At 54.7% G+C, this 23,346-nt stretch carries 21 protein-coding genes and 8 pseudogenes; 12 read left to right on the top strand and 17 right to left on the bottom strand.

The window, feature by feature from the left end; all coding sequences use genetic code 11:
- The 3 genes from gdhB to GT355_RS16395 form a co-directional block, all read left to right on the top strand.
- Window positions 1-1,061, top strand: a 1,061-nt coding sequence (gdhB, locus tag GT355_RS16405) for a glutamate dehydrogenase GdhB (RefSeq protein ID WP_160135614.1), incomplete at its 5' end; no start/stop codon positions are given.
- A gap of 1 nt (window position 1,062) precedes the next feature.
- Entirely contained in the window at window positions 1,063-1,440 is a 378-nt protein-coding gene (locus GT355_RS16400) for a hypothetical protein (RefSeq protein WP_160135613.1), read from the top strand.
- A gap of 883 nt (window positions 1,441-2,323) precedes the next feature.
- Window positions 2,324-3,292 carry a deoxyhypusine synthase gene (locus tag GT355_RS16395; protein ID WP_160135612.1) on the top strand — a complete coding sequence of 323 codons (969 nt, stop codon included), beginning with the start codon at window positions 2,324-2,326 and terminating at the stop codon, window positions 3,290-3,292.
- 644 nt (window positions 3,293-3,936) lie between these two features.
- Here the strand turns inward: GT355_RS16395 and GT355_RS16390 are convergent.
- The 3 genes and pseudogenes from GT355_RS16390 to GT355_RS18380 all read right to left on the bottom strand — a co-directional run.
- Entirely contained in the window at window positions 3,937-6,327 is a 2,391-nt protein-coding gene (locus GT355_RS16390) for a PEP/pyruvate-binding domain-containing protein (RefSeq protein WP_240145856.1), read from the bottom strand.
- Window positions 6,320-6,946 carry a TetR/AcrR family transcriptional regulator gene (locus tag GT355_RS16385; protein ID WP_160135611.1) on the bottom strand — a complete coding sequence of 209 codons (627 nt, stop codon included), beginning with the start codon at window positions 6,944-6,946 and terminating at the stop codon, window positions 6,320-6,322. Before GT355_RS16385 ends, GT355_RS16390 begins: the two co-directional genes overlap by 8 nt.
- Before the next feature lie 370 nt (window positions 6,947-7,316).
- Window positions 7,317-7,676 (bottom strand): annotated as a pseudogene (locus GT355_RS18380) (hypothetical protein); the annotation flags it as partial.
- On the opposite strand from GT355_RS18380, the pseudogene GT355_RS18670 reads away from it, so the two are divergent.
- Window positions 7,668-7,730 (top strand): annotated as a pseudogene (locus GT355_RS18670) (hypothetical protein); the annotation flags it as partial. The pseudogenes GT355_RS18380 and GT355_RS18670 overlap by 9 nt on opposite strands.
- A gap of 56 nt (window positions 7,731-7,786) precedes the next feature.
- Entirely contained in the window at window positions 7,787-8,026 is a 240-nt protein-coding gene (locus GT355_RS18665) for a zinc-binding dehydrogenase (protein WP_420825980.1), read from the top strand.
- Between the two features lie 209 nt (window positions 8,027-8,235).
- On the opposite strand, the gene GT355_RS16375 is transcribed toward GT355_RS18665, so the two are convergent.
- Together GT355_RS16375 and GT355_RS16370 are read right to left on the bottom strand one after the other, a co-directional pair.
- Window positions 8,236-9,231, bottom strand: coding sequence for a cytochrome d ubiquinol oxidase subunit II (locus GT355_RS16375; RefSeq protein ID WP_160135610.1), 996 nt, complete (start codon window positions 9,229-9,231; stop codon window positions 8,236-8,238).
- A complete protein-coding gene (locus GT355_RS16370) occupies window positions 9,224-10,672 on the bottom strand; it encodes a cytochrome ubiquinol oxidase subunit I (RefSeq protein ID WP_160135609.1) in 1,449 nt (482 codons plus the stop codon). Before GT355_RS16370 ends, GT355_RS16375 begins: the two co-directional genes overlap by 8 nt.
- A gap of 242 nt (window positions 10,673-10,914) precedes the next feature.
- Between GT355_RS16370 and GT355_RS16365 the strand changes: the two genes are divergently transcribed.
- The 3 genes from GT355_RS16365 (at window position 10,915) to GT355_RS16355 (ending at window position 12,074) form a co-directional block, all read left to right on the top strand.
- On the top strand, window positions 10,915-11,301 hold the full coding sequence (locus GT355_RS16365; RefSeq protein WP_160135608.1) for a TFIIB-type zinc ribbon-containing protein: 387 nt from the start codon (window positions 10,915-10,917) through the stop codon (window positions 11,299-11,301).
- Window positions 11,302-11,421: 120 nt separating this feature from the next.
- Complete coding sequence (locus GT355_RS16360; RefSeq protein ID WP_160135607.1) at window positions 11,422-11,799, top strand: winged helix-turn-helix domain-containing protein; 378 nt, start codon at window positions 11,422-11,424, stop codon at window positions 11,797-11,799.
- Window positions 11,796-12,074 (top strand): DUF7521 family protein, encoded by a 279-nt coding sequence (locus GT355_RS16355; RefSeq protein WP_160135606.1) that lies wholly within the window; start codon window positions 11,796-11,798, stop codon window positions 12,072-12,074. Before GT355_RS16360 ends, GT355_RS16355 begins: the two co-directional genes overlap by 4 nt.
- Window positions 12,075-12,113: 39 nt before the next feature.
- On the opposite strand, the pseudogene GT355_RS16350 reads toward GT355_RS16355, so the two are convergent.
- Window positions 12,114-12,451, bottom strand: a pseudogene (locus GT355_RS16350) (winged helix-turn-helix transcriptional regulator).
- A gap of 131 nt (window positions 12,452-12,582) precedes the next feature.
- Here GT355_RS16350 and GT355_RS18660 point away from each other — a divergent pair.
- A pseudogene (locus GT355_RS18660) lies at window positions 12,583-12,657 on the top strand (NAD(P)-dependent oxidoreductase); the annotation flags it as partial.
- On the opposite strand, the pseudogene GT355_RS18655 reads toward GT355_RS18660, so the two are convergent.
- From GT355_RS18655 to GT355_RS16325, 5 genes and pseudogenes are all read right to left on the bottom strand, one after another.
- Window positions 12,632-12,797 (bottom strand): annotated as a pseudogene (locus GT355_RS18655) (sugar-specific transcriptional regulator TrmB); the annotation flags it as partial. The pseudogenes GT355_RS18660 and GT355_RS18655 overlap by 26 nt on opposite strands.
- A 191-nt stretch (window positions 12,798-12,988) precedes the next feature.
- The gene (locus GT355_RS16340; protein WP_160135605.1) at window positions 12,989-14,887 is read right to left on the bottom strand and encodes a transposase; all 1,899 of its coding nucleotides are present in this window, start codon (window positions 14,885-14,887) and stop codon (window positions 12,989-12,991) included.
- 304 nt (window positions 14,888-15,191) lie between these two features.
- Window positions 15,192-15,953 (bottom strand): recombinase family protein, encoded by a 762-nt coding sequence (locus GT355_RS16335; RefSeq protein WP_160135619.1) that lies wholly within the window; start codon window positions 15,951-15,953, stop codon window positions 15,192-15,194.
- 174 nt (window positions 15,954-16,127) lie between these two features.
- Window positions 16,128-16,451 (bottom strand): DMT family transporter, encoded by a 324-nt coding sequence (locus GT355_RS16330; RefSeq protein ID WP_160135604.1) that lies wholly within the window; start codon window positions 16,449-16,451, stop codon window positions 16,128-16,130.
- A 325-nt stretch (window positions 16,452-16,776) separates the two neighbouring features.
- Window positions 16,777-17,661 carry a mechanosensitive ion channel family protein gene (locus GT355_RS16325; RefSeq protein WP_160135603.1) on the bottom strand — a complete coding sequence of 295 codons (885 nt, stop codon included), beginning with the start codon at window positions 17,659-17,661 and terminating at the stop codon, window positions 16,777-16,779.
- A gap of 169 nt (window positions 17,662-17,830) precedes the next feature.
- Between GT355_RS16325 and GT355_RS16320 the strand changes: the two genes are divergently transcribed.
- Complete coding sequence (locus GT355_RS16320) at window positions 17,831-18,919, top strand: mechanosensitive ion channel family protein (RefSeq protein WP_240145854.1); 1,089 nt, start codon at window positions 17,831-17,833, stop codon at window positions 18,917-18,919.
- 268 nt (window positions 18,920-19,187) lie between these two features.
- Window positions 19,188-19,688 (top strand): helix-hairpin-helix domain-containing protein, encoded by a 501-nt coding sequence (locus GT355_RS16315; protein WP_240145853.1) that lies wholly within the window; start codon window positions 19,188-19,190, stop codon window positions 19,686-19,688.
- A 312-nt stretch (window positions 19,689-20,000) separates the two neighbouring features.
- On the opposite strand, the pseudogene GT355_RS18365 reads toward GT355_RS16315, so the two are convergent.
- Window positions 20,001-20,269 (bottom strand): annotated as a pseudogene (locus GT355_RS18365) (IS5/IS1182 family transposase); the annotation flags it as partial.
- 66 nt (window positions 20,270-20,335) lie between these two features.
- Window positions 20,336-20,557, bottom strand: a complete 222-nt coding sequence (locus GT355_RS16305; RefSeq protein WP_160135602.1) for a hypothetical protein — start codon at window positions 20,555-20,557, stop codon at window positions 20,336-20,338.
- A gap of 8 nt (window positions 20,558-20,565) precedes the next feature.
- Here GT355_RS16305 and nadE point away from each other — a divergent pair, with 8 nt between their 5' ends.
- Window positions 20,566-21,228 (top strand): NAD(+) synthase, encoded by a 663-nt coding sequence (gene nadE, locus GT355_RS16300; protein ID WP_160135616.1) that lies wholly within the window; start codon window positions 20,566-20,568, stop codon window positions 21,226-21,228.
- A 287-nt stretch (window positions 21,229-21,515) separates the two neighbouring features.
- Here nadE and GT355_RS16295 read toward each other — a convergent pair.
- From GT355_RS16295 to GT355_RS16280, 4 genes and pseudogenes are all read right to left on the bottom strand, one after another.
- Window positions 21,516-21,800, bottom strand: a pseudogene (locus tag GT355_RS16295) (hypothetical protein); the annotation flags it as partial.
- Window positions 21,801-22,120: 320 nt separating this feature from the next.
- Window positions 22,121-22,365 (bottom strand): annotated as a pseudogene (locus GT355_RS16290) (transposase); the annotation flags it as partial.
- Between the two features lie 28 nt (window positions 22,366-22,393).
- Window positions 22,394-22,705 (bottom strand): transcriptional regulator, encoded by a 312-nt coding sequence (locus GT355_RS18650; RefSeq protein WP_160135600.1) that lies wholly within the window; start codon window positions 22,703-22,705, stop codon window positions 22,394-22,396.
- Between the two features lies 1 nt (window position 22,706).
- Window positions 22,707-23,339 carry a hypothetical protein gene (locus GT355_RS16280; protein ID WP_160135599.1) on the bottom strand — a complete coding sequence of 211 codons (633 nt, stop codon included), beginning with the start codon at window positions 23,337-23,339 and terminating at the stop codon, window positions 22,707-22,709.
- Window positions 23,340-23,346: the final 7 nt, after the last annotated feature.

Below are 23,346 nucleotides of genomic sequence, written 5' to 3'. Positions count from 1 at the left end.
ACAGCGTCCGCGGTCCCTACAAAGGAGGTCTCCGCTATCATCCTGGAGTCAGCGAGGCAGAATGCACTGGCTTAGCGATGTGGATGACATGGAAAACCGCGGTCATGGATCTTCCATTCGGCGGCGCGAAGGGTGGTGTCGTTGTCAACCCCAAGTCTTTGAGCGAAGGTGAAAAGGAGCGGTTGACTCGTCGATTAGCGCAGGAGCTCCGGGAGAGCACCGGTCCCATGCAGGATATTCCAGCGCCTGATATGGGAACTGATGCTCAGACGATGGGATGGCTCATGGATGCATATAGTATGCAACAGGGAGAAACCTCGCCAGGTGTTGTCACCGGCAAGCCACCAGTCATTGGCGGAAGCTATGGGCGGGAAGAAGCACCTGGTCGAAGTGTTGCGATCATCACCCGAGAGGTCTGTGATTACTACGATCGTCCGCTAAAAGAGACATCAGTTGCTGTACAAGGGTTCGGAAGTGTCGGTGCAAATGCTGCTCGATTGCTCGATAGTTGGGGAGCAACCATCACTGCAGTGAGCGACGTCAACGGTGTTGCGTACGATGCTGATGGTGTTGACGTCCAAAGAATCCCTTCGCACGATGAAGAGCCTGAGGCGGTCACAAAACATGCGAATGAAATTCTGCCTGCAGCAGAATTGTTCGAAGTCGATGTAGACGTTCTCATTCCGGCTGCAATCGGGAATGTCATCACTCAAGACAACGCAGATACACTCCAAGCAAACATTGTCGTAGAAGGAGCAAACGGGCCGACGACTTCCAGAGGAGATGAAATTCTCAGAGGACGTGACATCCCTGTCATCCCAGATATTCTCGCAAATGCTGGTGGTGTAACTGTTAGCTACTTCGAATGGCTACAGGATATCAATCGTCGACAATGGTCGCTTGAGCAGGTCAATAATGAATTAGAGAAAGAGATGATGAGAGCATGGAACAAAGTCAGAGCGGAAGTTGAGAAACGGGACGTCTCGTGGCGTGATGCTGCATACATTGTTGCTCTGTCTCGTCTGGCAGAAGCCCACGAAGCTCGTGGTCTCTGGCCATAATATGCAACCGCTGCTCTACCAGCCAAAACGAAAAGCAAATATCTTCGAGGAGACGTTATTCCGAATTCATCGGAGTGCTACGTACGGTGCTGGATTAGCCTTTTGTGGGTTTTTTGGATATCTTATCTGTGGATATATTGCACTGATTCAAGGTGTATTTTCGCCTGTCTATCGGTTTGCTAGCATGCGTGATCCCGTCTTTTTAGCCATTAGTCTTGCAATTGGACTATTCTTGGCAGTAAGCACCGGCAGCTTGGTCTCTCTGGCATTGCTGACTGAAGGCGATAGCGTAAACAATGGGTTTGTGATCGTTATCGGAATGGCTGGTTTCGGCCTAAGCCTTGGAGTAATACGTATTTCTATGGGTGTGCTAATATGAAAACCACACAAAAACACACGCACAAAGAATTCACTTTATTTTTCCAGATAAACCTTAACATAAATATTTGTAGCAAACCAACTGTAAAATAAAACCATGATGGAAATAATGAGCAGAGAGATCGACACAGTCGGACGCCACCTAGAGATACTGGAGTTGGTGATTGAAAACGAACCAATTGGGAGTCCGAAAATTTCGGGTCAAACAGAATATCCAGAGCATCATGTACGTTACTCACTTCGTATTCTCGAAGAAAACGATCTCATCAAACCGACAACGCAAGGAGTAGTTACAACTGATAGGGTGAATGATTTTGTGGAGGATATCAATAATCGACTTAGCATTCTCTGCAGTGAAGCTCAAGCGATGAAAATACACTCCCGATCGTACACTACTGAGTAGGTCGACTCTCTGGAATAAGAATCGAGCCGAATACAACGAATATGCCTCCGCCGGCATAGCAAATAACCGATTGAACTACTTCATACGGGGCGAGAATCCGACGTGCATTACTTGACACGTTCAGGAAGAATGGGAACTACTCTACCATGCTTACCGTGCCATTGTGTAAACTCGTCGGTTATGATTGCCTGAGCGTTCAAATCACTTGGTTTTCCGATGAGCGCTCCCTCTCCTGTGTTATTGTCGAGACAGCGAGGTCGTAGCCAAGGCTCCGAACTCCATCAAATGGACGAACAATCCCACGAATCACGCTGAAACCACTGCGATTGATGGCCTGTAAATGAATCCGGAGCGGGGGGTTTATCTTGATGTGTACGGTTCACAGTACGAACAATCACTATGCCCATGGTACCAACCCAGGGTGGTCATTCACTCGGGTCTTTTCGATTGATTCAAAATCACTCTCTACATACTGAGATCCATGGATGAAGATTCTCACGAGCAGGTGGTTCCAGGAAGCGATGAAGAACTAAATACACCAGATGTACAAGGCTACGAATTTCGTGGGGAGTTTGACTTCCACGACCTGCTAGACTCATATGCAACAACTGGCTTCCAAGCGACACAGCTCGCAGAAGCCATCGACATCGCCAAACAAATGCAAGAAGCGAACGCAACGATTTATCTCACATGTACGTCAAACATCATTTCCTCAGGACTACGTGAGATCGTCGCTTCACTCATCCGTAGAGGATATATTGATGTCCTTATCACTACTTCTGGCGGACTAACTGAGGACGTCATCAAAACAGCGCACCCATTTAAGATGGGCGAGTGGGATGCGGACGAAGCGGCACTCCGTGAGAGAGGGATCAACCGACTCGGGAACATTTTCGTTCCCTCAGATCGATACGTCTGGTTAGAAGAATTTCTCTACGAGTTCTTTGATGAATTTTTCGCTGAAGAGTCAGTGCGGACGCCAACCGCGTTTGCATACGAACTGGGTGAAGCTTTGGACGATGAGAATTCAGTGCTGAAACAGGCTGCTGAGCACGAAGTACCGGTGTACTGTCCGGCATTAACCGATGCGGAAGTCGGAAATTTCCTCTATTACTATCGCCAGCAACACGACGCTAAAATCGATATCAAACTGCTTGATGATTATGAGAGGCTCATTGAGGGGGGAATGGATGCAGACACAACGGGGCTTATCGCGGTCGGTGATGGTGTCCCAAAACACCATGCAATCATGACCAATCTCTTCCGAGGTGGGGCAGATTACGCGGTTTATATTTCAACAGGGATGGAGGGAGACGGCTCTCTCTCGGGAGCCCCTCCCAACGAAGCCGTTTCATGGGGCAAAATTAAGGCAGAAGAAACGAACTATACCCAAGTGCAAGCTGAGGCGACACTCGTCTTCCCGTTACTCGTCGCAGGTGCGTTTAGCTAGTATACCCGGTAACTAACAATATAGTCCTCAGTATTGTTTGATGACGTAGTAATGAGCAACAATAGTTTACATACATTTAGTATGTTATTTAATAGTTGAATTCATCGAATATACCGACGAGGAGAGGACTATTTTGATACTATGACAAAGTTTGGAACTCAAGCGTCTCTGAAGCCAAGGGATTAGAATGACCCAAAAATCCGATGTGTCGGTGTTCTCTGGGCCAACGACCACTGAGCAGTAGGTAGCATTCTACTCGTATCGCTCAGCGACCTACTCGCCGACACCGACTAGGGTGCACAGATTCGTATTGGCGCCTCGCACGCATTCTCTTTAAGCCTGTGAACGAGGAACTGATTTTGAGGTGATGATGCCAATTCCGAAATAACTATGTTACGGTTTATCGTGATCGGCGTGCTACTATGGACAGCGATGAATTCGAACAGCAGCTCCACCAGCTCGTCGCAAAAGCACACGAAAACGATGTTTCGGTTCGCGGGAGTTACGACCTCCAGACTGGCGAGGCCAATAGCCGAAACCTCCAACTTCAAATCACGGAAGCTGCCAGTGACGGACGATCACGGCTACTATCAGGAAAATAGCCCGCAGCATTGATTTTAGATGTGTTCTGACACTTTTGGAGATCAGTCAATCCCCATTGCCACCCATGTCTTCCATTCTTTCCTTCGTGTGTCGATGACCGCGCTCGGCGCTTCCCCCTCGCTCGTGAGCACTGGTGGCGCATCCATCGCTGCGTGGCGCTCGAATTCGGCTCGCCGTGCCGCGAGATCAACGTCGATCGAATCGCCCTCCAGTGCGGCGAGCAACTCGTCCTCCCGGAGCAACCAGACGTCATCGGAATCGGCCAGTCGGCCCTCGTCGGCGAGACGTTCGCCGGCCTCTTGGAAAGTTTCGTGCCATGCGGCGAAGAGGTAAGAGACGCCCTGTTTGGGATATTCGCGGGTCTGGATGTAGCCGCGATACGTTCGGATCAGTCGGCGGACGAATCGTTTCTGTATCGGGCCGAGCAGCCCGTGGTCGGCCCGCTGTTCGAGCCGTTCGGCTGCCGCCTTCGCCTCTCGCTCCATCTTGCGAAGGTGTTCACGGTGCTCACCTTCTCCCTCATGTTTGAGGTTTGCGCGGACCGTCGCGAGCAACCCCGACGGATTCTCGCGCCATCGTGGCCGGCTGACGTCGATCTCGCCGGCTGCACGGTGGCCGAACTCCTCAAGGAACTCATCGAGTACGGCACGGAACGCCTCGCCACCCTCGCATGCTTCGATCTCCTCTAGCGACGCATCCTCCCGCAGCGCCTCAACAACCTCGGGATGGTCACGAGCGACATCCGCGAGGTCACCCAGCCCGAGATTAATCCGCGTCACCAGATCAACTGGAAGGCCTTTGGCGACATCGTTGACGTCCTCGGGAGTGTCTGGAAACAATGGCCCAGTGGGTGGGTAATGGATGGCCTGTTCCGAGAGATTAAAGCCAGCGTTTACCCGCTTGATGGGCGTGTCGGGTGCACGCACCCCAGCTGCGACGTCCCGCCCCCAATCTGTCCACTTGGTTTCCTCACGTTCGGGGGGGTTCGGCTCGCCAACGAACGCACTGAAAAACCCGGAAAACATCGATGACATGATCGGAAAACCCATCCAAATCCCCCACCCGACCATGCCAGCGAACCGGGGGAGGGCCGCGAGCGTATCGCGTACCGTCCGATCGCTCCGGAATTCCTCGCCGCGCCGAGCCAACACATTCTCGAAGGCTGCACCCACCGATTCGCTCATCTCCGCTAGCTGATCCGGAATCTGCCTCCGAAAGACGCCGACCCGTAAGAGCGTCGTCATGTCTATGTAGAGACGCCCACCAGCCTCGACGAACCACTGCGTGTCGGGGTCCATTCCGACCTCTGTCATCCAAAGGCGAATGTACGCCATCCAGACGTCCCTCACGAGCGGTGGCATCGCTTCGGCGAACGCCTGAACGTGTCCGAAGCTGAGGTATACATGCAAACGGTCGTCCTCGGGTTCGGGTGACGGCAGCGGAAATAGCGACGTGATCGGTCGGGCCTGCACGATATACAAGTCCCCGTCCGCGAGACACCACTCGATGTCCTGGGGGCACTCGAACAGCGCTTCGATTTCTGTACCCCGTTCCACGAGCGTCCGGACCTGCTTGTCCGAGAGCACGCGGTTGTCGCGGTCGTCTAGTTCGACCGTCTTGGTTCCTCCCTCCTCGAGCGGCTGCACTGCGAATCCTTGGTTGCCCACCTCGTAGCCGAGAATTTTGCCGGTTCGTGTATCGACGTGAACAGTGTCTGCGTTCACCTCCCCGGACACCAACACCTCCCCCAGTCCGATTCCGGCTTCGATGGTCGTGACGCGGCGGTTACCCGTCTGTGAATCGGCGGTGAACAGGATACCCGCTGCGTCGGGGGTGACCATCCGTTGGACGACGACTGCCAGCGCTACCTCTTTGTGAGGGATGTCGTTTCTTGCCCGGTAGGCAATCGCGCGGTCGGTGAATAGGCTCGCCATACAGTCGCGGATTCGGTCGACAATATCGTCCGCACCGCGAACGTTAAGAAACGTCTCTTGCTGGCCCGCAAAGGAAGCGTCCGGGAGGTCTTCAGCTGTCGCCGAAGAGCGCACTGCATACGCTGTCTCGGACCCGGCTTCGGCCTCAACATTAGCGAGCGCGTTCTCGATAGCCTCTCGGATAGATGGTGTGACGTCCTGGTTTTCGATACAGGCGCGAAGAGACGACCCTACGGCGGCGAGGGCCTCGGTGTCTGTCGGATCAAGATTGGAGAGATCGTCAAGCAATGCGTCGATCGAATCATCGTCGATAAGTTCCCAGTATGCAAGAGTCGTCACACAGAACCCGTCGGGTACTGGAAATCCAGCTTCGACAAGCCGAGCTAAATTTGCCTCTTTCCCGCCGACGAGTGCACGGTCGGCAGCCGTCGGGTGATTCAGAGTGACGACGTACGGGTCGTCAGCTTCGAGGGATTCCCGGCTGTCAATGTTACTCATCTAAGCCCTCCGAATGCTTGACGTCGCGTGTCAATCCTGCTGCAACCGCTTCGACGAGTGTCTCTCGAACCTTTGGGTATCTTTCCTCAGCGATTTGCTCTCTCTGAAGGACGATCCGGCTGACCGCGCGAATCGTTTCCGTGACCATTTCAGGGTCCGGTCCTACGACTTTCCCGTCGTCGTACCAGTCCTCGATATATGGATAAAAGAAGCTCATCGAATGAGCACGCTTCTCCGTGAGTTCCTCATCCGGAATGCTATCACGGAGATGGTCAATCTCGCCTTCGGCGAGAACCTGTCGGAGCAGTGGATTCGACTCGAACTCATCAAGCGTTTCGTTGAGCAACGCAGTGATAGCCTGCTCCGGATCGTCGTATTTCTGGACGGATTCACGCAAGAGTTGCGGAATCAAGGTCTCGATGTCTTGTTCCAAGATATCGACGTAGAGATCCTCTTTCGAATCGTAGAACTGGTAGAATGTGCCCTTCCCGATCCCAACCGCTTCGGTAAGTTCCGAGATCGACGTTTTGCGGATACCATACTGAGCGAAGAGTTCGCGCCCGGTCTCACGGAGCGCTTCTCGGACCCGCTTGCGTTTCTCTTCAGTAAAAGTCGGCATGGGTAGTACTGTGGAATGGTTGTGAGTCGCGTGAGTGTTCCTCTCTGTTCCACACGCGACATTGCGACAATCGATCTTGCTTTAACATGAGTTCCACACGTGGACATATGCTATATGACTATTAGACTATTTTGGTCAAATAGATATTAACTTGATGCACCACCAATGTAGCCTGTCCGAGCCAAGATAAGCCCAAAAGCACGCGAAAATAGTCCATCCTCCGAATCTGTGAACTTCTCCAGTATGGGGGAAGTTGAGACTAGCTCTCTTAATGCATGGCCCTACCGGCACGCCATCAGAGATAGGCTTGATGCGTCCGCTTCTTCACCGTCAGCCGAGGCCACTCAACTCTCCCTGGGAGTGTGGCTGATCAGAGAGAGCCGACATTCCGAATCAGCGCTCCCGACCGTTCCCAGACGCGCAAGCCGACGAGACGAGTGAGAACAACCATTCCAATGAGTTCGACTAGCGTCTGCGTAACCACGACTGCTGGAACCAGCGCGTAGTCCGCCGGGAGCGCGAGTGCGAGTGGAAGGACCACCAGCGAGTTTCGCGTTACCGACGTGAATACGAGTGCTCGACTCTCCTCGTCGGGAAGCTGGAGTCGAGCGCCTACGATACGACCGAGGATCGCCATGATGACGAGGAACGTGACGTAGATGGGAACGACGACAGCGATGAGAAACTCGCAACCGCCGCCGATCTCGGTGCGTGGGAGGCCATCAACTACGAAGCGACGCCCGACTGGGACGACCCAGTTCGTGACCTCACGGAGGGCGGCGTCGACCACGTGATCGAGGTCGGCGGGCAGGGCAAAACGGCCACGTCCATCTCATCGGCGTGCTCACGGGTCAGCAGGGCGAGGTCAATCCAGCGCTCGTTCTCGGGAAGGCGATCGAACTCGAAGGCGTCTCCGGAGTCGGCAGCCGAGCGATGTTCGACCGGATGGTTCGGGCCATCGAGGTGGCCGGGATGACGCCTGTCATCGACCGGACGTCCGAATTTGACGAGGCCACCGAAGCGTACTGTTACCTCGAGAGCGGCGCTCACCAGGGCAAAGTCGTCGTCCATATCGACTGATCCGAATACGGCTGTGAGTGTTCCTGACCGCTTCTAAGGAACGTCTCTCTGTGAGCCCGATATTTTGGCTCGTTCGGACACAGATCTGATTCGGTGGGTTCCATCTAATAGTAATTTCCAACCGTAAAGTGAGATGAGAAATCGACCATTTGCACGAGAGGACACAACAAAGACGCTTTATAGGACCAGAAGCCGAGAAGCTGGTGGGGTTACCCCCGGTACCCCTCACCCTCGATCGGGCCGCTGAACACGCCGTAGAGGAACTTGAAGTACCACAACACCAGCAGCAGCACCGGAAACCCGAGGACGGTCACGAGATTCAGCGCCAGTGGCGACACGATCGCCTCCCTAACCAGCAACCCGGTTGGCGGGTAGATCGTCGGATACAGCAGAACTGCGACCAAGATCGTCAGTAGTGTGGGAAGCATCAGCGCGCTCGCCAGCCAGGCGCGGTACTGGCCGTGTCTGGCTAGCACGCTCCCCCCTAGCCCCACGGTGACCGAGAGGACGACGACTGCAGCCACGGGAAGCGAGAGCACCGTGTCGGCAGCGCCGCCTGCGTCGGTCAGGACAACCACTCCTAGTAGCACGACCACCCCACCGAGGTACGCCAGTGTCGCACCGATGCCGTACGCATGCAGTTCCGACGCCAGACCGGGCTCGGTTTTGGCCGCGAGGAACGCCGCACCCGTGGCGATAGAGACAGCGACTAGACCGATACCAGTCAGCACCACTGGTAGCGTCGCCTCGCCGAACAGCCAGCGGCCGGCGAGCATCCCGAATAGCAGCGGTGCGAAGACGCTGCCACCGACGAAGGCGTAGTCGGCGTAGCGCTTCCACCATTCGTCGTCGCGCTGCTCGCGAAGTTCTGGGCCGACTCCGCGAAACACCAACGCGAGGACGAACCCGATTGCGAGCAAATAGTTGTCCGCAAGGAGCCGGGAATACACCCGCGGGAACGCCGCCAGCAGCATCGTCCCGAAGGCGACGATCCACACCTCGTTGGCGTCCCAAACCGGGCCAAACGCCGCCAACAACGTCTCCCGTTCGTGTTCGTCCGTCCGGGTCGCATACAGTATACCGATGCCGAAGTCGAATCCGTCGAGGATGACGTACATCCCCAGTGCGAACAGCACGGCACCAAACCATATCTCTGGCAGCCACTCGACAAGGTAGGCGTCGACGGGCAACAATAGGTCAGTCATCGTCGCTCACCCCCGGGATCGGACCGTGCCAGCGCCCCTCACTCGACTCTCTGACACCGAGCGCCTGGAGTTCTTCCCGGACCAGCCACTTCAGGACGTACAGGGCTGTCAACATCAACCCAACGTAGACGACGACGAACCCGACTAGGGTCAGTGTCGCTTCCGTCCCGGTCAGTGTCGAGGAGACCACCTCGTTGGTCCTGAGTTCACCCTGGATGACCCACGGCTGGCGGCCGATCTCAGTGACGTACCAGCCGGTGAGTAACGCGGCGTAGCCGAGTGGCGATGCAGCAATCATCGTCCTCAGATAACGTGTGCTGTCAGACAGCCGTCCACGGTACGTGAGGTAACCGCCCCACAGCGCTAGCCCGATAAACAGGAACCCGAGCCCGACCATGAAGCGGAATGACCAGAACACGAGTGCTACGGGAGGGTTTTCCTCGTACTCGTTCAGTCCGATGACCTCGGCCTCAAAATCCCCACCACTGGCGAGGAACGACCCGATCGCCGGGAGGCTCACGGTGATGAGATTCTCGGCGCGCGGGTCGGTAAGTGCCTCGAGGGACCTCGGAAACGCGAGTAGGTGCAGGTCGGCCTGTCCCGTCTCGTAGTGAGCCTCCATCGCGGCGAACTTCTGTGGCTGGGTATCTTCGACGTGACGGCCGTAAGCGTCGCCGTGGACCGCCTGAAGCGGTGCGGAGACGATCAGGAGTACGACAGCCAGCTTGAGTGCGGTGTTCCAGACATCCGTATCGGGCTTTTTCCAGATGATGTACGCCGAGACGCCGGCGACCAGCAGTGAGACCGAAATCACCGACGCGTTCATCATATGGACGTACATCCAGGGCATTCGTGGGGTGAGAAACGCGGCAAACGGGTCGGTTAGTTTGGCGATCTCCACCCCGTTGCGGGTGACCATCTCGTAGCCCCGTGGGGTCTGCATCCAGGCGTTGACGATCAGAATCCAGAATCCTGATAACCAAGCGCCGAAGCCGACGAGCACCGACGAGATGAGATACGTTCGGTCCCCAACGCGGTCGCGGCCGTACAGCAATACGCCGAGGAAGACGGCCTCCAGAAAGAACGCCATCTTCGCTTCGAAGGCCAGCGGGCCGCCGATCAGTTCACCGGCCACCTCGGCGAACTGCGGAAAGTTCGTGCCGAACTGGAAGCTCATCGGAATCCCGGTGACAGTGCCCATCACGAAGCCAGCGGCGAACACCTTTACCCAGAACGAACGCAATCGCGCATAACGCTGTTCACTCGTCCGCACGTCTTTCCAAGTGAAGTAGATGATAAATGGCGCGAGCCCGATCGAGAGGGACGCGAAGATGATGTGGACGGAGATCGTCCATCCGAACTGCATGCGGCTGGCGAGTTCCGGGGAGAGGAACGCCACCCACCCTGGGCCAACAGTACTCAGCAGTGTGGTTAGACTCATACACTGGCCCCATTCCTCGGATCTCGGTTCATGAGTGTCCGTTAGGTGCGGTTGTGAGTCAATCGTCGGTGGATTCCCAATAGGTGGGAACAGCTTCAAGAACGGCGACAGCATTGCTCCTTGGGGGGATTCTCAGAAGCTGGGAATCCGCCGATTGGTCATACTACTAGCTCGACTATCTTTGATAGAGAGACTCACTCGATCGAGAGTAGCTCAACCGATTCAACTCCGCTGCCAGAATCATGAATGAGATGAGCACCAGACTACACGAACGTCGTCGGGGTTCCGACACACAGTCTACCGGATCCGAAGGGCGATCACGCTCGGCCTGTCCCGAGTGTAGCGGGCGGATTGTCGATGATGCAGAGCACGGCGAAGCAGTCTGTGACGAGTGCGGCTTAGTGCTCTCGGGAGATGCCCTCGATCGTGGGCCGGAGTGGCGCAATTTCGATGACGAGGAAACAGCAGATCGGAGTCGCGTAGAAGTGTCGGTCGCTATCAGCTCACCAGTAACAGTCGACAACGACTTTCGGATAACTCCTACCGAGACCCATAGTATGAGAAAAGTGAGCCCAAGACGTCACCGAACGCCGTTCTCTCCCCGGGGTCGAATCGGCGAGATACTATAGAACGGGATATCGTGTATCATCCCATGACGGCAGCTACCCAGTATGAGAGTGATAAGCCTCAGAGTACTGATCACCAAATCGAGCCACGTATTCCCGATGCACACGAATTAAAAGTCGACGATGGGAACCGACCCAGCAAAGAACGAGGACGAACCGACACTTCAGGACGTTCTCGATGCGCTGGATGATCCTGACTGCCGAGATATTCTCAAAAACACTGATGAGCCCATGACTGCTAAAGAACTCGCAAAACACTGTAAGATCCCACCGTCGACAGTATACCGTAAACTGGACCTCCTCAGTACGACCTCGCTCGTGCGAGAGCTCATGCACATTGATTCAGAACGTGGCCGGATTACGCGGTATCAACGAGACTTTGAAAATGTGACCATCTCAGTAGGCGACGACGATCAGTTCGACGTAGCAATCGACCGACAGAGGCTGTCGGCAGATGAACGCCTCGCTGAGATATGGTCGGAAATGGGTGATGAGCTATGAGCCAGATGATGTTAACGATTATCGTGCTCAAAGCCGCAATTCTGCTCTTAGGTGGAGGAATTACCTATATCGCATACCGGGCACATCGACGGACAGGAGCCTCTTCATTACGCGCCCTTGCAATCGGTTTCGGGACTATCACATTTGGGGCACTCCTCGGAGGGATCGCCGATCAGGTATTCAACGTTGGCTTCGCAACAGGTGTCGCAATAGATAATCTCTTGACGATGCTTGGATTCGCGATCATCACATACTCCCTCTATATCGAGCGATAACTACCGATTTGGTATTTGGATTATCCAGCCTGTACCAACTCATCTGTCTTCGCTATCAAGCCATTTTTGTCCCCACTCATAAATCTCGTCGAATGCGGAGAGGAGGCCCTCGCCCTTTGGTGTCAACGAATAATAAACCGCGACTGGACTTGCTTCTTCAACCTGACGTTCGACGTATTCTTTCTCTTCGATATCATCCAGTACGCGGAACAGTGTTTGTGAATTAGCATCCGTCGCTCGCTTGATTTCGTTGAATCGGAGATCCCCCTCCGAGGAACATGGATTACGGACATTCGCCACCGAGACCCGACTTCTTCGAGCGTTTCGAGCACGGGGCAACTATCGTACTTTGCTTCGATGGATGAGTCCGACGACATTGATGTGACTTGGTCACAACTATGTTCGCTCAACTATATTAAGGTCACATTCTAATACCAAAGTGTGAAGATGTGGTCGGAACTGTGGCACTCGCCACGTATCGTCAGACGACTATCGACAATCAGAAAACATAACGAACGTACTACTACTCGGTGCAAGCGGACGAATCGGCCAACGAATTGCAAGCGAGCTGCTCGGACGCGGTCGATAATCTCCTCGACGGTGAACTCGTTGGCGAGACGGTTCGCGTCCTGCCATTCGAAGTAACCCGTCGTTGCGCTGGTACTGTGCTGGACGACTCTGGCGGTTGGCTCGCGCGATACCTAGCTCTGTGACCCGGTCTAGGTCTGATGTCGGCTAGGTAGCTGCTCAATGCATGGATCGGGCGTTTGTTTCGGCTCTGTCCCGGCAGTGGTAAACGAGCGCAGGTCAGTCTCAGGGTGGTATCTCAGAACCGGACCAGCATGAAGCGAAATAAAGCGGTGCTGAACAGTGCCGCTGCTCACCACCGAGGCGATCACAGGGCTGTTCCGGCCTCAGTCTGGCGGATCGAGCCCGTGGTACTGCTTGGCGACGGTCAGGAACTGGTTCGCATCCACTCGCGGTGCGTACGTGCGGTTCTCACCGTCGATGGCAATCTTCACCAGCAGGTCCACCAGCCGCCAGACGTTATAGAGGACGCACGCGAACGCGAAGTTGAAGAACCGATAGTTGCGCTCGGTCGAGGTGGTTCGCACCATGAAGTGCTTCTGCTTTTTGAAGCCGTTCTCGATACCCCAACGACGGCGATACCATCGAATCAGCCGCTCGATCATGTGGACGAACGCTATTCCGTCCATCTGCTGATCGTCGGCGTCACCGGCGGTGACGTAGGGGTGATTCGTCTCGAATACCACGGTTCCGGCGGTGTCCACCTCTCCGTTCTGTGCTTTCTGCTTACGCTCTTCGACTGCCTCTTCGCGCTGGATGTCCGCGAGCAGCCGCGAGAACGACATCCCCTCGCTCGGTTCGCCGTCCACGTCCTCGAACCCCCACTCGCCGCACAGCTCCGTCCATACTGCTGAGAGATCGTCGTCTTCATCCTTGTCGTCGTCCGAATTCGACCGTTTTGGGAGGTAGACCTGCTTGCGGGTGGGCGATCCACCGTCGGCTTCCTCCTCAGTGACGTGGAACCGTTCGCCGTTGCGGTACATCCACGCGATGGTGTCTGCTTCGTCGCTATTGGTGAAGATGCGCGTCGGATTCAGGTAGTGGACACCGTGCTCCTCGCAGGTGTCCTTGACCGACTCACTATCGAACTCACGGTCCATCATCACGAGGTCGATATCCACCATCTCCGTCGCCTGCGACAGGAGCTTCTCGACGATCTCGTCTTTCGATTGTCCGCGCACGCGCGGAATGGCATCGAGCACGAGCGGGACGTCCATCCCGACGACTTTGAGCACCGCCCACTGGTAGTAGTCGCTACCGTCCTTGTACCCGAGGATATCGTCCTCTTGGTCTTCCACGTCGCCGGTAAACGGGAAGCCCTTGGTCACGTCGATGGCCGCCATGACTGACCCGTCGAGTTCGCCGTTCTGGCGGGCGCGAGCGATCAGCATTCGTGTGGTGTTCCGGAGCATCTCCCGAATCTCCGAGACGGAGAGCTTCCCGATCTGATAGCGATGGGTCGATCCCGTCGGGATACGTTCCCGCGTGGTATCGAGCGAGAACGACGCGGGACCGCTCCGCGCGTACATGTCCTCGCGCATCCCCATGTAGGCGTGTTGCTCCCAGAAGGCGTTCTCGTGAATCTGCCAGTTCTGCCCGCGGTCGAGCGCGAAGGCGTCGGTCACGAACGGCTTGGCCTGCTGCCAGACCTCGTCGGTCTTCTCGGCGACGAGTTGACGTTCGGGAGTGTCGTCATCCTCCGACTCATCCGTTTCTTCGGTCTCGATCCGGTCGGGGAGCGGAACCTCGCAGGCACGCGTTGCTCTCACAATCGCGTCAGCACACTCCTGTACGGCGTCGTGGAGCTTCTCACTGAAGCGTTCGTTCCACGCGCGCCAGAACGTCGATTGATTTGGGAGCGTCTCGAAGCCGAGATTCTGGCTCAGCGAGGGATGCGCTCGGAGATGGTCGTGAAGGGCGGTTTCGTCCCAGCCGTTGATCTCCATAAACAGGCACGCTCGCACCAGTAGGGCCATCGGATACGGTCCCGAGTACGGCGCTAACGAATCGTGTGCGGCGAACGTGAGATGATCGATCGGAAGGTGGTAGATCAGCGTCTCGATGTCGGCGTAGCTCTCACACCGCTCGCACTGTGATTGCGCGATGGTCGTGACATCCGCGACAAATCCGTCGAGACCATCACCACTCCCGTCGGATTCGTCCTCGACAAACCGCGAACGGTCATTGTAGCCGGTCGCATCGGCGACGAGAGCCGCTGCAACCATCTCAGCAGTGTCGTTCAGCGGGGTTGTGGCGGATGATTTCGCGTCGATACGTGGATCTGTGTCGGGTTCGTCCGACTCTGGCGTTGGCTTCGTCCCCATCTCGTATATCTAACCGTTCCCACAAGTCGTTCAACAGACGAACACTGAGCGGAGGGCTCACTGCTTACACGCGGCTACCGTAGTGCAGTGAGTGTTGTCCCATCGGTTTCCGTCGAGTATGGAGGTCGCCTTGCCACCGGGTCATGATCGAGTCAGTTCGTTCAAGCGCACCGATAGCTCTGAACGCTTGCTTTCCGGCGAGCGATTACTGCTCTGGGCTTCTCGTCGGTGCGGGCGGGTGTCCGCTCTGGGCATTGAGCGGCGGGAGGTCCTTCTCGCCAGCGGTGACCTTCGCACGTTCGAGCCGCCATTGGTCGTTGTCGAACGAGATATCGTAATTCGCCTCGGCCCGTGCAAGGATGCTCTGGACCGCTGAATCGGGAATTTCGAAAAAGGCGGCGGTGGCGTGCTTCTCGCGGCCCTTGCGGACCTCGCGGATGAACGTCTGGGCGCGAACGTATTCCGAGGGAATCTGCTGGAGGAAGCCGTCCTCGACGGTGTAGCCAAACGGCGGTCGGCCAACGCGCTTCCCGTCGGCGATGGCGGCGTCGATGCCCTCCTGGACGCGCGAGCGGATCATCTTCCGCTCGGCGTCGGCGAACACCATCATCATGTTGAGTATCATCTCGGCCATCCAGTCGTCCTCACCGACCGTGCCGATGGGTTGGTTCACGAGATCGATGTCGACGTCTTTCTCGCGGAGGTCTTCGACGAAGCCAGCCAGGTCGGTGAACGACCGTCCAAGCCGGTCGAGTTCGTGGGCGACCACCACGTCGTACTCGGCGACATGCTCGCGGAGGCGCTGATACTCCTGTCGCGAGGTTGACGCCCCGCTCTCGCCGAGGTCGCAGAACCAGTCGATCTCGTTCGAGTTCTCTTCCTCGTTGTACTTCTGGCGGATCGCTCGCATCTGGCGATCCTCATTCTGGTCGTCGGTGGAGACGCGGACATAGGCGGCGATCTGTATGGTGTGTTCGGACACCCTAATCGTACCCCGATTCAGTATATAAAGAGCGTGGGTTTTCGTATCGGTATGGGAAACTACTCTTTATCTTGCAGACCTCCACCAGATGTGTGAGGCGGTACCTCGTGACTTTATCCCAAGGCAGCTCACACTTCATTTGAAATTGTGAAAATCATCCTAATGCCCTGTAACTTCCAACCCAATAACACCAGCGATGATGAGCTCAATAAATCCAAACCGGACAACACTCGAAGTCTCGTCAAATAAGACAACGCCCAGGATAGCAGTTGCAGCAGCTCCGATGCCCGTCCAGACTGCATAGGCTGTTCCAATCGGTAACGATTGAACAGCTTTCGCGAGCAGAACAACACTGATCGCCATTGAAATCACAGTTGCGACGCTGGGGACGAGTTCCGTGAACCCGTCTGAGTATTCGAGACCGATTGCCCAACCTGTTTCGAAGACCGCTGCAACGATGAGGTACAACCACGGTGAGACCATCTAAGAAATAAGCAAACTCTAGACATATTGATTTCGATACTCAATTCATTAGCCGAACCACGATTATCGATACCCGCGAACAGCTGTTCTCGCCAGTAGAAGACGTTTGTTTCAGGGCGGGTAGTGCATCAACATCTCCTTCTAAGAAAATAGTCTGAAGTTGGGTACTGCAACATACCACTTTTCGCCTCAGCTGATTGTGGATAAATCTTAACAAATATGTTCGTCAGCAAAATCACCTTCGAAATTATGAATCTGCTAATATTGGTTTGTATAGTCTCATTTCTCATGCTCTGACATCAAAAACATCCACTGATCGGTTAGTCTATACTTGGAATTCGCCCTCCACACCATCCATAGATACACTCCCGGTGACTTCAGTGTAGGGATACGGCATCCCAATTCCTTCCGCGTCGAAGCGCTTTTTAACGGCTTCAGTGAACGCGGCTACTGTGGATGCGTAGCCCGTTTTGTTCGGGTCGATCCAAACCCGCCCTGAGAGCACTACGGCAGAGTCCCCGAGACTCGTAACCGGCGCCGATGGTTCCTGGCTCGGAAGCACACCGTCAAGGTTCTTCGCCTCCTCTATGATAACTCCACGCGCTTGTTCGATGTCCGCATCGTACTCGATACCGAAATCCACCCCGACACGGAGTTCATCGTTACCCATCGGATTCGTCACGACGGCGTTGACGAGGTCACTGTTCGGTACGGTCATTTCCTCATTATCGAACGAATTGAGCTTCGTCACGCGAAGCTGGACCTCTTGAACGACGCCAGTATGGCCATCCCATTCGATCCAATCGCCCGTCTGGAAGGGCTTATCCTGGATGATGAAAATCCCTGCGACGAAGTTCGCGATAAGGTCTTGGGCGGCGAAACCCACAGCCAGAGCAAGCGCACCCGCAAGCGTCCCGAACGCTGCGAGGACGACACCGGCACCTGCGATGGTCGCAGCGATCGCCAGCGCCACTACAGCTGTAATTACAACGACTGTACTGACAACCAGTCCGACAATGGTTTCATTGATGCCGCGACTTCTCAGTCCCGTACGCAGAGCTCGGACAACGAGTGTCTTCCCAACGTAGTAAATGACTACGAACGAGATGGCGAACAGAACGACGGTGACTGCCGCACTTACTATCGCTGGTCCGTACTGATTTAACAACAACTGTGGGTCAAGCGAAAACCCTTGTTGTAGTGGTATCATATATTGCGATTACAGGCACGTGCAAGCTATATTTATCCGTTTCCAAATCCAGCGATGTGATATAAGATGCCAAGATTACCTATGGCCAATCTATATAGATCTTCCCAAAACAAACATAAACAGAGATTAAATTTGCTAATATTTAACTGGTGGGCATCTGTTGGGGAACATGGCACCTCTCACGGAAAGTGACAGGTGCGAAATGGTGATACAAGTGACACTAAACATGATTCCACTCCAGGTGCAAGTACCGCAATACCTCCAAGAGACGATCACGAATATCGTCCCTGCGATCTTAGGGATAATCGCTGCACTGCTCATCCTCCTTGTGGGGATAATTCTTGGTCGAGTCTTAGGTGGAGTCGCCAAGCGTGTCGTCGAGCGCATCAATCCGTCGCAGTACACGCAAGGAACCCCACTCGCTCAACCAGGAGGCGTTGATCGCGATATCGCACAGGCGTTCGGGAGCCTCGTGAAGTACATCATCTACTTCTTCGCATTCATGTTGGCTCTTGCGCAGGTCAATCTCCCAGTGCCCGGCGATATCCTTACGGATATTACGACTGCTGGGCTTCAAATTGTAGTCGCAGCGATTATTCTGATAGCAGGTGTTGCAATCGGTCGGTTTGTCGGTAATGTTGTCGAGGATATCGTCGACAACCTCGGACTCGAAGTCTACGTTCGCGACACGCCGCTAGCGTCCGCCACGCGGGCGGCAGGCGGTGTCGGAGGTGCAATTGGGACGGCTGTCTCGGTATTGATTTACTACTTCACGCTAGTCGCAGCGGTCGATGCGCTTCAGTTCGCAGCCCTTTCACGACCATTGAGTGCGTTCGCAGGCCAGCTTCCGCTAATTATTGCAGGTATTCTTATCCTCATCGTGGGAATCTATCTCGCGGATATTGTCGGCGAGTTCGTCGCGAACATCAACACGAGCCGCGCGGCGAATTTTGCGGGTCTGGCAGTTCAGCTGTTCGTTTACTATATTGTAGTCGTATTTGCTCTCGATACTGCCGGCTTCGATACGTCGGTGCTGATGAACCTCTTCAATACGGTGATCGTGGCGTTCTTCGGCGCACTCGGTGTGGCGCTTGCACTCGCAGTCGGCATCGGTGTCGGCTGGGGGAGCAAGGACTACGTTGCCGAGAATATCGACGAGTGGATGTCGAGCGCCCGTGACAGCGCATCGGACCTGGCAGAGGAGTCCGATGATTCGCCGAACGACAACTTCGACTCACCAGGCTCAATTGATGATTAACTGAATCTAAAGTTTATATCCCTTACTATCATTCTTCTCGTCTATCTCTTGATGAGCAGGTCAGCTACCACGGTTCTCGTTGAACCAGTAGGTGGCCGGGTAATGCGTCTCTCTTACTTTGAGTGTTCATCTGATTCAAGCGAATGCCCTGATTCTCCTTCACCAACTTGCTGTTTAATAGCATCGAGCGGGTACCAGGCTACTCATTTCCCCATAATATCCAACATCTATAAGCAGGCCGTTCTCGAGAAGAACATACTAGACGACAATGGACGCTATTCCAAGAGTTTTGTATCATACATTGTATGTAGTCATGATCTTATTTTGTGGTGTCTGGTTCGGCATCCAATACGCGACTGGGACTTCTTGGTGGAGTATCATCTATCTCGCCTTACTTGTTGTACTCACTGCTGTTGGCATTTTGCAGTATGAATCACCCGAACGGACAGACGACACGACTATCTATGACGTTGAAGCCGCTCGTGAAGCGTATACGGAGGGGCGGATCACACTGACGGAGATGGAGCGACGTGTCAACATTGCGCTTGACCCCGAGTCTAAACAGCTTCGCAGGTATGTCGAGGAGGTGAAAGGCGTTGGGCCAGAGATCAGTGCTGCGCTTTCTGCGGAATATAGTTCGACAGAGGAGCTTTCGAAAGCGTCAAAATCCGACTTGGAGGAAATATACGGAATCGGACCGAACACTGCACGCGCTATCAAACAACAATTCAACCACCAACAAGTGTTGGGAACTACCGATGAGACATAGCTCGAAATGGTATAACAGCAGAGTGGAAAGAGTTGCTCTATTGAAAATGCGGTACAGCGGCAGGATTCACTGACGTTGAATAGAGACGTCACGCAGTTGAGTCAGAAAGAATCGTGAGTTCCCAGACTGGTTTGGCAGCGACCGGCGCGATCCGTTCGATCAGGTATAATCCAGACAAAGTAGGAGCGGATTATACCGGAGGATGATTGCCTAAACCCTCAAATCCCTACGCTGCCATCCATTTTCAATAGAGCAGAAAGAGTTGCCGTGTTGAATTGGGGGGCAGCACAGTGATCACAGTTGCTCACAGAGTTATTCGATGTTCGAAATAGCGAACATCAGGACGATCTCACGGAACTCACAATACCAGAACTACGCTCGCACGGCGTTGCCGAGCGTGCGCTTGATTATCGTGAACACGCTCTCGGACATCGACCGCTGGCGGTATCGAGGGCCGTCGACCCGCGGTTGTGCGCGTAGTCGATGGGCCGGAAGACCCGGTGCTTGATCAGAGGTCTCACGCCTTCCTCTCGTAGTTCCTCCCGCGACACTATCCAGTTGTAGCCTTTGTCGGCAACGAGCTGATTTCCGCAAAAACGAACGCGAACGGAATTTTGCTAGCTTATCACACGGTAGCGATACATACGTTATATCGTCACTATCGTAAAGAAGAACACATAATTGTCAGGTAGGACACACGGATATAACTCGCGGTCGTTCCTGTCGGGGATGGCAGCAACGCCTGCATGGAGACGGCTGCAGACCCACTCGACCGCCGATTCACCGACGACGAACTCGACGCCGAATACGACCGAATCCTGTCGTTCATCGAGGATAACGTCGAACGCGAGGTCGAACGAATGGGCCACACCATCGAATACGACACTCAGTCGTCGGTCTCTCCGGCGGCATCGACAGCACCCTCGTCGCGTACCTCGCTGACGAGGTGCTCGGCACCGAGAACATCTATGGACTCGTAATGCCGAGCGAGGTCAGCGACGATAAGACTATTAGCGATGCCGAGCGCACCGCCGACGAACTCGGTATCGACTACAACATCGTAGAAATTGAACCGCTGGTTGACGCCATCACCGACGTCGCCCCCGACCGGAACGACGCTACTGGCGACGACGATCTCCGTGAGATGATCGAATCGCTCCAGCGTACGGTCACCTCGGTTCGAACCCGGACCCTGCTCGAACAGTTGAGCGCGATGACGACGAGTGGTGTGCTCGTCGGCACGAGCAACCGGAGCGAGTGGCTGACGGGCCACTTCGACAAGCATGGCGATGCTGCCGTTGATTGTCAGCCGATTCTCCATCTCTACAAACAGCAGGTCAGACAGCTCGCCGACTACGTCGACGTCCCCGACAGGATTGTCGAACGCAAGGCAAGCCCGGATGTCGATGGTCTCGGCACCGACGAGGAGAACCTCGGGATTGACTACGATACCGCCGATTCAATCCTCGCGCTCGCCGTTAACGGTCCCGTCTCGTCCGGCCGAACCGCCGAACGATCGGTGTCGAAGAAGAAGTCGTAGAACACGTCGTGGCGCTCTACGACCAGTCGTAGTTCCAGCGGTCGTTCGCGCCGTCGCTGCTGGAAACCGACGACTGAGACGGCCACACTGGCAGCGAAATCGCTCAACCAGCATCCTGAGACCGCGAAGTGAACTATTCAGCACCGTATTCACTCCCCACTCGATTGCGCTCACAACGCTCGGATGGACATGGACCACTACTATACATGAGCGTTATTCATTTGCTCAAATATCACTCAACCGATCTGATAACAAACCAATAGAATTTGCACCCAGGTAGTGTCTAGTCAGTCGTTCGTTACCTCTTCAACTGGCGTGCGGTTATCGAGTGCTTGATTCGGTCGCTGGAGATTGTAATAGAAAGCAAAGACGGCGAGCCAGCGCTGCGCACTGGCTCTGCCGCCCATCCACGTGTTATGGGAGCGCCAGACGCGCATTTTCAGTGTCTGGAACCACTTTTCGATCAGATTTCGCGTAACGTAGTCGAGGTGACCGCCCGGATCGGTTTCTGCGAGGGCAGTCAGATATCCCATACCGTCCACGAGGAATTTCGTCTCGGAGAGGTTATGACGGCTTCTCGCGTACATCCTTCCCGACTACTACCGACGCCAGTATCCAGTCCGCGGCGGAATGCCGCGGACGTTCCGATTGATCCGCAACTACTGGAACCAGTCACTCGGTGAGTACGGATAGTTCCTGACGAATCCGATGCGTTCGCCGCTGCTCTTGAGAGGCGGCTCCAAGAAGTTCATCTGAAAATTCTGTTCTATAGTCAGCTCATGCATTAATGCTGATCTCAGCAGACCACTTCCCATCAGATCCAGCTGATTTACCGGTCTGAGATTGGGGAACCGCTGAGGTAGCTACAAATACCCAAAACAGAAATAGTATAATCGTCGGCGTTACTGGCGGTGACAGAGGGATGATTCGTCTCGAATACCGTTGTTTCACTGGTGTCCATCTCTCTCTCTCCTGTGCTTTCTGCTTGCGGTCTTCGACTTCCTCTTCACGCTGGATGTCCGCGAGCAGTCGCGAGAACGGTATCCACTCGTTTGGTTCACCGTCCACGTCCTCGAACTCCCACTCGCCGCATATCTCTTTCCACACTTCTAAGAGGCTGTCATCCCCGTCATCGTCAGCCGACTTCTGGCTCCTCTAGGACTTTTCAGTTTGATCGATGGAATGTTTCATGTTCGTCTACGAATCCGCTTAGTTCTTGTAGGTACAATTGGAATGCAGTAACGCCGGATTTTGTGATACGGTAGCGTGTTTCGAAGCCATTTTGAGCCCATGCACGTCGATCCTCAACATACCCTGCTTCCTCTAGTTTTTCTGCGTGTGAGGCAAGATTCCCATCTGTGAGATCCAGGTGATTTCGGATGCGGGTGTACGAGACGTCTCTGTGTTTGTATAGAACCCCCATGATTCGGAGTCTAGTTGGTTGATGGATGAGTTCGAGATCCGATGGGAGATTCATTTTACCCTCGATACGTTATTATCCAGCCTGTGGCAAAATACGCAACTCCCTGGGTAAGTCCGAGAGCAAATCCTTCCCCGAGAAGTGAGAGGTCTGCCTGGTGAATTGCGATGCTCGCAAGGAGTATCATGGCACCGGCCATTATCATCGGTGTCAGCACCCATCTCGCGTTGTATAAGATATAGAAGACCACACCGATGACGGCTGTGAGGACGCCACCTGTAATGCCCATGATGCTGTATATGGTTACATCAGATCCGAGTGTAATTGAGACGCCAGCTGCAATTGCGAAGAAGAGGATGGTGAATCCTATTCCCAGGGCACCTTGGCTGAGTGAATTTTGATCCCGACCAAGTGTAATTGAGTGCGTGGACCAGAGTATTGACGTGGTGATAACTGCGCCTGCTATCCATGGAAGCCAGAGGAAGGCGAGCACGAGTGAGCCGTTCTCGTGGGTGGTTAGCCACGGGTCGGCTGCTGTGTAGGAGATCGGGATCGCTGCGATCGCCAGCGCAAACACCATGAGGTTTAGGCCAAATGTGCGTGCGGTCAGCGTTTCGCCGTATCCTTCTATCTCTGAGAGTGCCTGTACTGCTTTGGTTGCGGAGAAGTCTTCGGTCGTTTCTTCCGTCATCACTTCG

Origin of the sequence: Halococcus salsus (genome assembly GCF_009900715.1) — an archaeon.
Classification (GTDB): domain Archaea; phylum Halobacteriota; class Halobacteria; order Halobacteriales; family Halococcaceae; genus Halococcus; species Halococcus salsus.
The sequence above is the reverse complement of the archived record's forward strand: the minus strand, read 5'-3'. Positions and strand labels throughout refer to the sequence as shown.

What these genes read in the sequence shown, in the direction of transcription:
- GT355_RS16400 (WP_160135613.1), top strand. Translation starts at nt 1,063, where the DNA reads ATGCAACCGCTGCTCTACCAGCCAAAACGAAAAGCAAATATCTTCGAG.
- GT355_RS16395 (WP_160135612.1), top strand. Translation starts at nt 2,324, where the DNA reads ATGGATGAAGATTCTCACGAGCAGGTGGTTCCAGGAAGCGATGAAGAA.
- GT355_RS16390 (WP_240145856.1), bottom strand. Translation starts at nt 6,327, where the DNA reads ATGAGTAACATTGACAGCCGGGAATCCCTCGAAGCTGACGACCCGTAC.
- GT355_RS16385 (WP_160135611.1), bottom strand. Translation starts at nt 6,946, where the DNA reads ATGCCGACTTTTACTGAAGAGAAACGCAAGCGGGTCCGAGAAGCGCTC.
- GT355_RS16375 (WP_160135610.1), bottom strand. Translation starts at nt 9,231, where the DNA reads ATGACTGACCTATTGTTGCCCGTCGACGCCTACCTTGTCGAGTGGCTG.
- GT355_RS16370 (WP_160135609.1), bottom strand. Translation starts at nt 10,672, where the DNA reads ATGAGTCTAACCACACTGCTGAGTACTGTTGGCCCAGGGTGGGTGGCG.
- GT355_RS16365 (WP_160135608.1), top strand. Translation starts at nt 10,915, where the DNA reads ATGAATGAGATGAGCACCAGACTACACGAACGTCGTCGGGGTTCCGAC.
- GT355_RS16360 (WP_160135607.1), top strand. Translation starts at nt 11,422, where the DNA reads ATGGGAACCGACCCAGCAAAGAACGAGGACGAACCGACACTTCAGGAC.
- GT355_RS16355 (WP_160135606.1), top strand. Translation starts at nt 11,796, where the DNA reads ATGAGCCAGATGATGTTAACGATTATCGTGCTCAAAGCCGCAATTCTG.
- GT355_RS16340 (WP_160135605.1), bottom strand. Translation starts at nt 14,887, where the DNA reads ATGGTTGCAGCGGCTCTCGTCGCCGATGCGACCGGCTACAATGACCGT.
- GT355_RS16330 (WP_160135604.1), bottom strand. Translation starts at nt 16,451, where the DNA reads ATGGTCTCACCGTGGTTGTACCTCATCGTTGCAGCGGTCTTCGAAACA.
- GT355_RS16325 (WP_160135603.1), bottom strand. Translation starts at nt 17,661, where the DNA reads ATGATACCACTACAACAAGGGTTTTCGCTTGACCCACAGTTGTTGTTA.
- GT355_RS16320 (WP_240145854.1), top strand. Translation starts at nt 17,831, where the DNA reads ATGGCACCTCTCACGGAAAGTGACAGGTGCGAAATGGTGATACAAGTG.
- GT355_RS16315 (WP_240145853.1), top strand. Translation starts at nt 19,188, where the DNA reads ATGGACGCTATTCCAAGAGTTTTGTATCATACATTGTATGTAGTCATG.
- GT355_RS18650 (WP_160135600.1), bottom strand. Translation starts at nt 22,705, where the DNA reads ATGAATCTCCCATCGGATCTCGAACTCATCCATCAACCAACTAGACTC.
- GT355_RS16280 (WP_160135599.1), bottom strand. Translation starts at nt 23,339, where the DNA reads ATGACGGAAGAAACGACCGAAGACTTCTCCGCAACCAAAGCAGTACAG.